The organism is Streptomyces sp. NPDC057428, assembly GCF_042803195.1.
GTDB lineage: Bacteria > Actinomycetota > Actinomycetes > Streptomycetales > Streptomycetaceae > Streptomyces.
Window position 1 is genome coordinate 1 of the sequence record NZ_JBHVCT010000157.1, and the last position, 7,437, is coordinate 7,437.

General features: G+C 70.3%; 8 protein-coding genes. 3 read left to right on the forward strand and 5 right to left on the reverse strand.

The genetic code is table 11. The features are described 5' to 3' along the window. Positions 1 to 180 (reverse strand): hypothetical protein (locus tag ACFU5K_RS30630; RefSeq protein ID WP_384067628.1); only part of this gene is annotated, 180 nt, incomplete at its 3' end. 50 nt (positions 181 to 230) lie between these two features. Between ACFU5K_RS30630 and ACFU5K_RS30635 the strand changes: the two genes are divergently transcribed. Further along, entirely contained in the window at positions 231 to 884 is a 654-nt protein-coding gene (locus ACFU5K_RS30635) for a TetR/AcrR family transcriptional regulator (protein WP_384067631.1), read from the forward strand. On the opposite strand, the gene ACFU5K_RS30640 is transcribed toward ACFU5K_RS30635, so the two are convergent. Further along, entirely contained in the window at positions 838 to 1,188 is a 351-nt protein-coding gene (locus ACFU5K_RS30640; protein WP_384067649.1) for a DUF6924 domain-containing protein, read from the reverse strand. The two genes, ACFU5K_RS30635 and ACFU5K_RS30640, sit on opposite strands and share 47 nt — an antisense overlap. Before the next feature lie 610 nt (positions 1,189 to 1,798). Next, complete coding sequence (locus tag ACFU5K_RS30645; RefSeq protein ID WP_384067634.1) at positions 1,799 to 2,644, reverse strand: helix-turn-helix transcriptional regulator; 846 nt, start codon at positions 2,642 to 2,644, stop codon at positions 1,799 to 1,801. Between the two features lie 190 nt (positions 2,645 to 2,834). Between ACFU5K_RS30645 and ACFU5K_RS30650 the strand changes: the two genes are divergently transcribed. Together ACFU5K_RS30650 and ACFU5K_RS30655 are read left to right on the forward strand one after the other, a co-directional pair. Then, on the forward strand, positions 2,835 to 4,298 hold the full coding sequence (locus ACFU5K_RS30650; RefSeq protein WP_384067637.1) for an aldehyde dehydrogenase: 1,464 nt from the start codon (positions 2,835 to 2,837) through the stop codon (positions 4,296 to 4,298). Between the two features lie 187 nt (positions 4,299 to 4,485). Continuing rightward, positions 4,486 to 5,244, forward strand: coding sequence for a GNAT family N-acetyltransferase (locus ACFU5K_RS30655; RefSeq protein WP_384067640.1), 759 nt, complete (start codon positions 4,486 to 4,488; stop codon positions 5,242 to 5,244). 214 nt (positions 5,245 to 5,458) lie between these two features. On the opposite strand, the gene ACFU5K_RS30660 is transcribed toward ACFU5K_RS30655, so the two are convergent. Both ACFU5K_RS30660 and ACFU5K_RS30665 read right to left on the reverse strand, forming a co-directional pair. After that, positions 5,459 to 7,078: an FAD-dependent monooxygenase gene (locus ACFU5K_RS30660; protein ID WP_384067643.1), complete on the reverse strand. Its 1,620-nt coding sequence runs from the start codon at positions 7,076 to 7,078 to the stop codon at positions 5,459 to 5,461. 29 nt (positions 7,079 to 7,107) lie between these two features. Continuing rightward, positions 7,108 to 7,437 (reverse strand): helix-turn-helix transcriptional regulator (locus ACFU5K_RS30665; protein WP_384067646.1); only part of this gene is annotated, 330 nt, incomplete at its 5' end.

The following is a 7,437-nucleotide window of genomic DNA, read 5'->3' on the forward strand; positions in this document are numbered from 1 at the left end:
GCGGAGTCCGGCTATACACATGGCTTCACGCTGCTGGCCGGCGCTCTGGCCGTCGCCGCCGTGGCGGCCGCCCTCATACCCGCGACCGCTCGACGACGTCACGTCGTCGTACGAAGCGAGCCAGAGGGGTCCCTGGGTACCCCCGCGGAAGTGGTACCTGCCGAGGTGGGAGGCAGTCACGGACCTAGCGCGAAGCGGCAGGCCGGTCGAGAGGGGAGTGCGGCTCAGCGATGACGGAGCAGGACGGGGACGCCCGCCGACTACGACGCGACGCGGTGCGCAACCAACAGCTGATCGTGGACGCGGCATGGCAGGTCGTCTCCGAGTTCGGCACGAACGCCAGCATGGAACTCATCGCCTCACGGGCCGGAGTCGGAGTCGGCACCGTCTACCGCCGCTTCCCCAGCAAGGAAGCCCTCGTGGACGAACTGATCCGGCTCGTCCACGGTGAACACATCGAGGCTGCCCAGCTTGCGCTGGCCAGGGGTGACGGCAGCGGGATGGAGAGGTTTCTCCGGGTGCTGGGCAGTTCCCTCGGTGAGCACCGGGGCTTCGGCGAGAAGCTTGTCAGCCGCTCGAATGCCGCCCACGCCGACCAGCTGCGCAGCCTGGTCGGTGCACTGCTGGGCCAGGCCCAGGAGCGTGGGCGAGTCCGCCCGGACATCACGCTCGGGGATGTCATGACGACGGTATGGGCCATCCGCGGCATCATCACCACGAGCGGCTCGGTGGCTCCACACGCGTGGCAGCGACACCTGGACCTCCAACTGGCGGGGATGCGGTCCACGACCAGTCCCAGTGACAGACCCGGCGTCACTACCGAGGAGCTGGGCCGGATCAGTGGAGCCAACCGCGATCCCGACACGGACACACCCAGCTGCTGAACCAGATGTGGAGGCGCGGCCCAGGCCGCGCCTCCACGGGACGGACGAGAGACGGCCGTCCCGGCGACATCGACAGGGCCCCCGCGCTGAGGCCAGGTTGCTCCGGCCCAGGTCCAAAGCCCCGGAAGACGCTGTCCTGGTCGGCGGCGTCGACGAAGTCCGCCCCGTCCGTGCTGGCGATGGCGAGGTTGTTCCCGATGGACCAGAGCTTCCGTGCTACGGCCCGCAGTTCGTCGAAGCCGTGGGGCCGTTGCTGTAGGAGCGAAGTCGTCGACGCCGGTGACGCGGGGCGTCCCCGTGGCAGGCAGCGGGATGCGCAGCAGGGTGCGCAGAGCTGTGCGGTGAGACTTGCCTGCCGCGAGTCTCACCGGCAAACGTGCCCCCGCCCGGCCATCGGGCCAGCAGGACCACTGCGCCCGGCAGGCCCAGACGGGCCTCGACGTCCATGAGGTCCTCGCCCGCCGACGACCAGGAAAGCCGGATGCGACCCGGTGGGATACGGGACGGCGCCGCATGGGATGACCAGGCGACCTGGAACGTGCGGTTCGGGGTGTTGTCCACCGCCGTGACGAGCGCGCCTCGCACGCCGGACGGCATGGGTGATCGGGCGACGTCGCTCAGTGCGACCGGGGTCCGGCCGGAGGCGCGTCCCCCGACCAGCGGGGGCGGGGTCGGGGTCGGGGTCGGGCCGACACTGACGGCCCTGGGTCGGCGCCTCGGGAGGGGCCGCACGGACCCGACCGGACGGTCGGCGTGCCCCCGCCTGTTGCTGTGGAATGTCATCAGGCTCAACTCCGGACGGGACGGTACGGACAACTGGCGCCGCGCGACGCGGCTCCAGCGTCGATGGATGGCGATACCCGACACATCCGTCATCTGACGGTCGGCGGGACGGCGGTCCCGCCGCAAGACCGTCACGTGACGGCGCCGCCGGACCTCCACTCGGCCATCAGCCGGGCAACCGCCTTCTCCGTGGGGGAACCGGACTTCATCGTGAAGACGAAGAGGGTCTGATCCGCCTCCGACGGGGGCGACACACACACCACGTCGAACGTGAGCGCCCCCGCCGTGGGATGCCGGATCACCTTCCGCGCCGGAACGTCGAGTGCGACCCGTTGCCCCTCCCAGAACGCCGCAAAGAGCGGACTCCTCGTTCTCATGTCATCGACCAGCGACCGCAGCCGCGGGTCCTCGGGGTACCGTCCCACGTCGAGCCGCAGCATTCCTACGACGTCCCCGGCGACGGCGTCCCAGTCGTCGAACCGGCGCGAACTCTCGTCGAGGAAGAACCAACGGGCGACGTTGCGGTCCCCGGCGGGTTTCGCGTAGAAGTCCGCGATCACCGCACGCGCGGCCTCGTTGACGGCCAGGACGTCCGTGCCCCGGCCATGCAGCACGGCGGGACTGTCGCCGACCGCATCCATGAGGCGTATCAGACCCGGCTGCGCCGACCGGGCCGCCGTCCCGCTGTCGCGGTCGGTCACCGAGGGATGAGCGAGATTATACAGATGGACCCGTTCAGCGGCGTCCAGGTCGAGCGCCGCCGCGAGGGACGCCAGGACCGTGGCCGACGGGGCAACCTGACGGCCCTGCTCCAAACGGGCGTAGTAATCAGGGCTGACACCGGCGAGTTGGGCGATTTCCTCACGCCGCAGACCGGGTACCCTGCGCACACCCTTGGTCGGCAGGGGCGCAAGACTCGGATCGCTTGCCAGCCGCCGGGATCGCAGGAACTCACCCAAGGGAGCATACGATGCCATCCGGTCATTCCTCACCTATGCCGACGGGTTACCACAAGGGTAGCACTGGCAAACCTATGAACAGCAGGGCTTGTTCGAGCCACACGTGTGAGCACGTCAGCTGTTTTGATGAGGCGAGATGACCTGAGCAATCGGCAGGGACACCGAGCGCCGGTGGTTCTCACTGCCCCCGACGACCTGATGGGCAACCATGTCTGCGTTCGCTGTCGATCTCCCCGACGAACTCCTCAACTGCTTCTACACAGGTGGCCGCTGGATACCCGGCGACTCCACCCGCCGCGTCACACTCGTGTCGCCCTCCACGGAGGAGGAGATGCTGAGCCTGCCGCTGGCGAACAGCACCGAGGTGGATCATGCTGTGGCCGCCGCCCGGATCGCCTTCGACACCGGGCCGTGGCCTCGTATGCCCGCCTCGGAGCGTGCCGGGTATCTGAGGCGCTTCGCCGACGAGATACGTGAGAGGCTGCCGCTCCTCGCACGCCTGTGGACGGCTCAGGTGGGGGCTCCGATCAGCTTCGCCCAGGGCCTCATTCACGCCGGCGAAAGCCGTTTCGACCATTTCGCGGAACTTCTCGACGGGTACGCGTTCCGTGAACGGCGGCCCACCGCACGCGGCCACGCGCGGGTCGTGCGGGAGCCGGTGGGGGTGGCGGCGCTCATCGCGCCCTGGAACGCCACGTTCAACATCTTCTCCCACAAGATCCCCGCGGCTCTCGCCGCCGGCTGCACCGTGGTGCTCAAGTCTCCGGTCGAGAGCCCCCTGGACGCGCTGGTGATCGCGCATGCCGCCGAGGCAGCCGGCATCCCGCCGGGTGTCCTCAACGTCATCACGGCGGACACCCAGGAGTCGGCCCAGCTGGTGGCGTCCGCGGCGGTGGACAAGATCAGTTTCACCGGCAGCGTGCCCACCGGCCGGCGGATCGCCGAGGTGGCCGCTCAGCGGATGGCCCGCACAACGCTCGAACTCGGCGGGAAGTCGGCCGCGATCCTCCTGGATGACGCCGACCTGTCGACGGCGCTGCCCGCCCTCACCCCGTTCACCATGCCGTTCTCCGGTCAGATCTGCTTCTCCCAGACGCGCATCCTCGCCCCCCGCCACCGCCTTGCGGAGGTGGCGGAGGCTTACACCGCCGCCGTGCGTGCCCTGCGAGTGGGTGACCCCTGGGACCCGGCGACCGACATGGGGCCCGTCCTGAACGCACGCCAGTATCAGCGTGTTCTCGGGTACATCGAGTCGGGCCGTCGGGAAGGTGCCCGGCTGCTGACCGGCGGGGGAAAAAGTGCCGGCTTCGAGCGGGGGTACTACATCGACCCCACCGTGTTCACCGACGTCACGCCCCGGATGACGATCGCCCGCGAGGAGATCTTCGGACCAGTGGTGACCGTGCAGGGTTACCGGAGCGTCGACGAGGCCGTCCGTCTCGCCAACGACTCGGACTTCGGCCTGAGCGGCAGCGTGTTCGGGACAGACGTCGAGCGTGCCTTCGACGTGGCTCTTCGTGTGAACACCGGTCACCTCGCGGTCAACGGCTTCGAGATCTCACCGAACGTCCCGTTCGGCGGCATGAAGCTGTCGGGCCACGGACGCGAGGGAGGACCGGAGGGCCTGGAGAGCTTCCTCGAGACCAAGGCGGTCTTCATGCCGGCCTCCTGACCGTCGTGGCCGGCCGGACACGGCATCCGCGCAAGAGCGGCCGGCCCCGAACCACGCGCCTGCCCGTGCCGGGCCGGCGCTCCGGCGCGGATCGTCATCTGTTCACAGAAGCCGCCGACCAGCCGTCGGCGGCGGTGGCTCCGCCTTCGCGGAACGGGGGAACCACACGCACCGATGGAAGCCGCTGATGCCTCACCTGCTCGACCTTCCCGTACGCGCCTCCCTCACCGCGGGACACGCCCGCTTCGCCCGTCAACGAGGCCGCGTCCTGCGATACGCACCCGATCTCGCCGCCTTCGCCGCGCTGCCGGATCGGCCGGACCTGGAGGACTGGGCGGACGCGGCCGTGCTGGCAGGGCCGGGCGGGGTGCTGTCGCTGGTGGGCCAGGACCCGGAGCTCCCGGAGGGCTGGCGGACGGTGTCCCACGTGCGGGGCGTGCAGCTCGTAGCACGACGCCCGGTGACGACACACGACAACGAGATACGAGAACTGACTCCGGCGGACATCCCGGAGATGGCGGCGCTGATCCAGGCGACCCGGCCGGGTCCGTTCCCCCCCGGCAGCCACCGCTGCACCACGTATTTCGGTGTGCGCAGATCCGGGTCGCTGGTCGCCATGGGGGGCTTGCGGATGCGTCCCGCGGGTCACACCGAGATCAGCACCGTCTGCACGCTGCCCGAGTACCGGCGGCGGGGTCTGGCCCGGCGCGTGGTCGGGCACCTCTCCGCCCTGGTCACGGACCAGGGCAACACTCCTTTCCTGCACGCCGAAGCCGGCCAGGAAGTAGTCACGCGGCTGTACGGATCTCTGGGCTTCGAGCCTCGCTCGGACCTCTCCCTGCGGGAGATAGCGGCCCCGTCGGGGGGCGCGCGCCCTACGCGCAGGGAGCCCCGGACCGGGTACCTTGTGCCGCCGGTGCCGAAGCAGCGGGAACCGGCCGACTGAGCGCCCCGCAGACGCCGGGTCCGCGGTGCTGAGAGCGGCGGTGTCCTCTCGGCCAAGCGCGGCGCGAAACACCATCGCCGCACCGGCCGTAAGGGAGCTCGCCTCCGGCGGGGCACCGTCGACGGGGGCATGGTGATGGCCGCGTCGCGTGCCGCGTCCGACGCTTCGGGGTCCGCAGTTCCGGCGGCGTACTGATCATCGTGTTCCGACGGCATCACAGGGAGCGGATCGATGGTTCACGGTCCGCCGGTCCCTCGGGCATCAGCCGGCGGAGGTACCGCAGGACCTGGACCTCGTCCGGGTCCTCGGCTCGCAGTCCGACGTATCCGTCGGGCCGGACGACGAACAGGGTGTCACCGTCCACGGCGTAGTCCCGGCGGGCGTGGCCCTCGCTGTCGGTGAGCGAGTCCGGCCCCGCCTCGGAGGTGGGGGTTCTGGCCGGCAGAACGGTGAACGCCCTCAGATCCCGGGGGAAGCGCTCGACGAGCGCGGCGGCGGCCCGGGAGCCGCGGGGCCCGAAGGCGATCATGCTCGTGTGCGGCCCGCGCAGCAGGTCGAAGAGCCGGACCCCGGTTCCGTCCGCCGCCCGCAGCAGTGAGTCCGGCGCGCGGTCGCCCGCCTGAACCCCCGCCTGTCCTTCCCCGCCGGCGCCCTTGAGCGCGCTGGCGGCGTAGCGCACCGTGAGTTGCCGGGTGTCGGACCCTCGCCCCTCCCCCGGTACGACTCCCCTGACACGTCCGGCGAGGAGTTCGGAGGACAGGTTCAGGACGTCGGCGGCGATCGGGAGCCGTTCCTGTTCGTAGGTGTCGAGCAGGGTCCCGGGAGCACCGTCCAGAACGTACGCGATCTTCCAGCCGAGGTTGTGCGCGTCCTGGATTCCGGTGTTCATTCCGAGACCGCCGGCCGGTGAGTGCACATGAGCACTGTCGCCCGCCAGGAACACCCGGCCCACCCGGTAGCGGTCAACCATCCGTACGTTGAATCGCCAGACCGACTGCCACACGACGCGCCTGAGACGGATGTCGGTCCGCCCGCTGCGTTCCTCGACCAGCGCCTGGATCCGTGCGAGCGACAGCTCGCCCGCGGTGTCGGCTGACACGCCGACCTGCAGCTGGAAGGTGTCGGTCGCCGCCAGCGGACACATCGCCAGGAGCTCTCCACCGGGGCTGGGCCACCAGTGCCAGAAGTCGCGGTCGAGACCGCTCACCTCGACATCGGCGGTGAGCATCCTGACCGTCTCGTCGGTCTCTCCGAGGAACCCCACCCCCACGAGCCCCCGCACGGTACTGGACGCGCCGTCGCAGCCCACCGCGTAGGAGTACGAGACACGCTCGGTCCCGCTCGTGGTCCGCACGGAGGCGTGCACGGCATCGCCGTCCTGTTCCAGGCCCACCAGTTCCGACCCGTACTCGACCTCCACGCCCAGCCCGCTCAGCCGCTCGCGAAGTGCCTCCTCCACCCGCCACTGGGGAATCAGCAGGGTACGGGGGTACGGCGTGGCGGCGGTGGGCTCCGGCGAGTCGGCGTTCACCTCACTCGTTCCCATGAGCGTCCGGCCCCGGTACTTGCGGATCGCAAGTCGCGAACGTCCCGTGGCCACGATCCGGCCGGCGACCCCGAGGTCGTCGAGAACCTCCAGGCTCCGAGGCTGCAGTCCCTTCCCCCGGGAACCGCCGGAGGGCCCCCCGGCGGCGTCCACGAGGCGCACCTCCACACCTCTGCGGGCCAGTTCCACCGCGGCGACCAGCCCCACCGGTCCGGCCCCCACCACCAGTACCCGGCCCACGGGCCTCCGCGCACCTGCCGGGCGCTCCGCCTTGTCACTCACATCCATCAGCCACATCCCTCAGATACGTGATCACTTCACATGTCCTGGCCCTCAAACTCCTTGCCCAGCGCGTCGCGCAACGCGGCGCGGGTGGTGATCCCCAGCTTCGGGAAGACGCGGTACAGATGGGAGCTGACCGTGCGCGGCGACAGGTGCATTCGTTCGCCGATCTCCTTGTTGGTCAGGCCCCCGGCGGCGAGATCGGCGATCCGGCGCTCCTGCCAGGTCAGCGACGCCAGGTGCGCCGACGAGATACGCGCGGACACGCCAGAGGCCCGGAGTTCGGCCTGGGCCCGTTCGGCCCAGCCCGCGGCACCGAGCCGTTCGAAGGAGTCGGCGGCCATGCTCAGCAACTGCCGTGCGGC

Coding starts and splice junctions, on each gene's coding strand:
- ACFU5K_RS30635 (WP_384067631.1), top strand. CDS start 231: ATGACGGAGCAGGACGGGGACGCCCGCCGACTACGACGCGACGCGGTG.
- ACFU5K_RS30645 (WP_384067634.1), bottom strand. CDS start 2,644: ATGGCATCGTATGCTCCCTTGGGTGAGTTCCTGCGATCCCGGCGGCTG.
- ACFU5K_RS30650 (WP_384067637.1), top strand. CDS start 2,835: ATGTCTGCGTTCGCTGTCGATCTCCCCGACGAACTCCTCAACTGCTTC.
- ACFU5K_RS30655 (WP_384067640.1), top strand. CDS start 4,486: ATGCCTCACCTGCTCGACCTTCCCGTACGCGCCTCCCTCACCGCGGGA.
- ACFU5K_RS30660 (WP_384067643.1), bottom strand. CDS start 7,078: ATGGATGTGAGTGACAAGGCGGAGCGCCCGGCAGGTGCGCGGAGGCCC.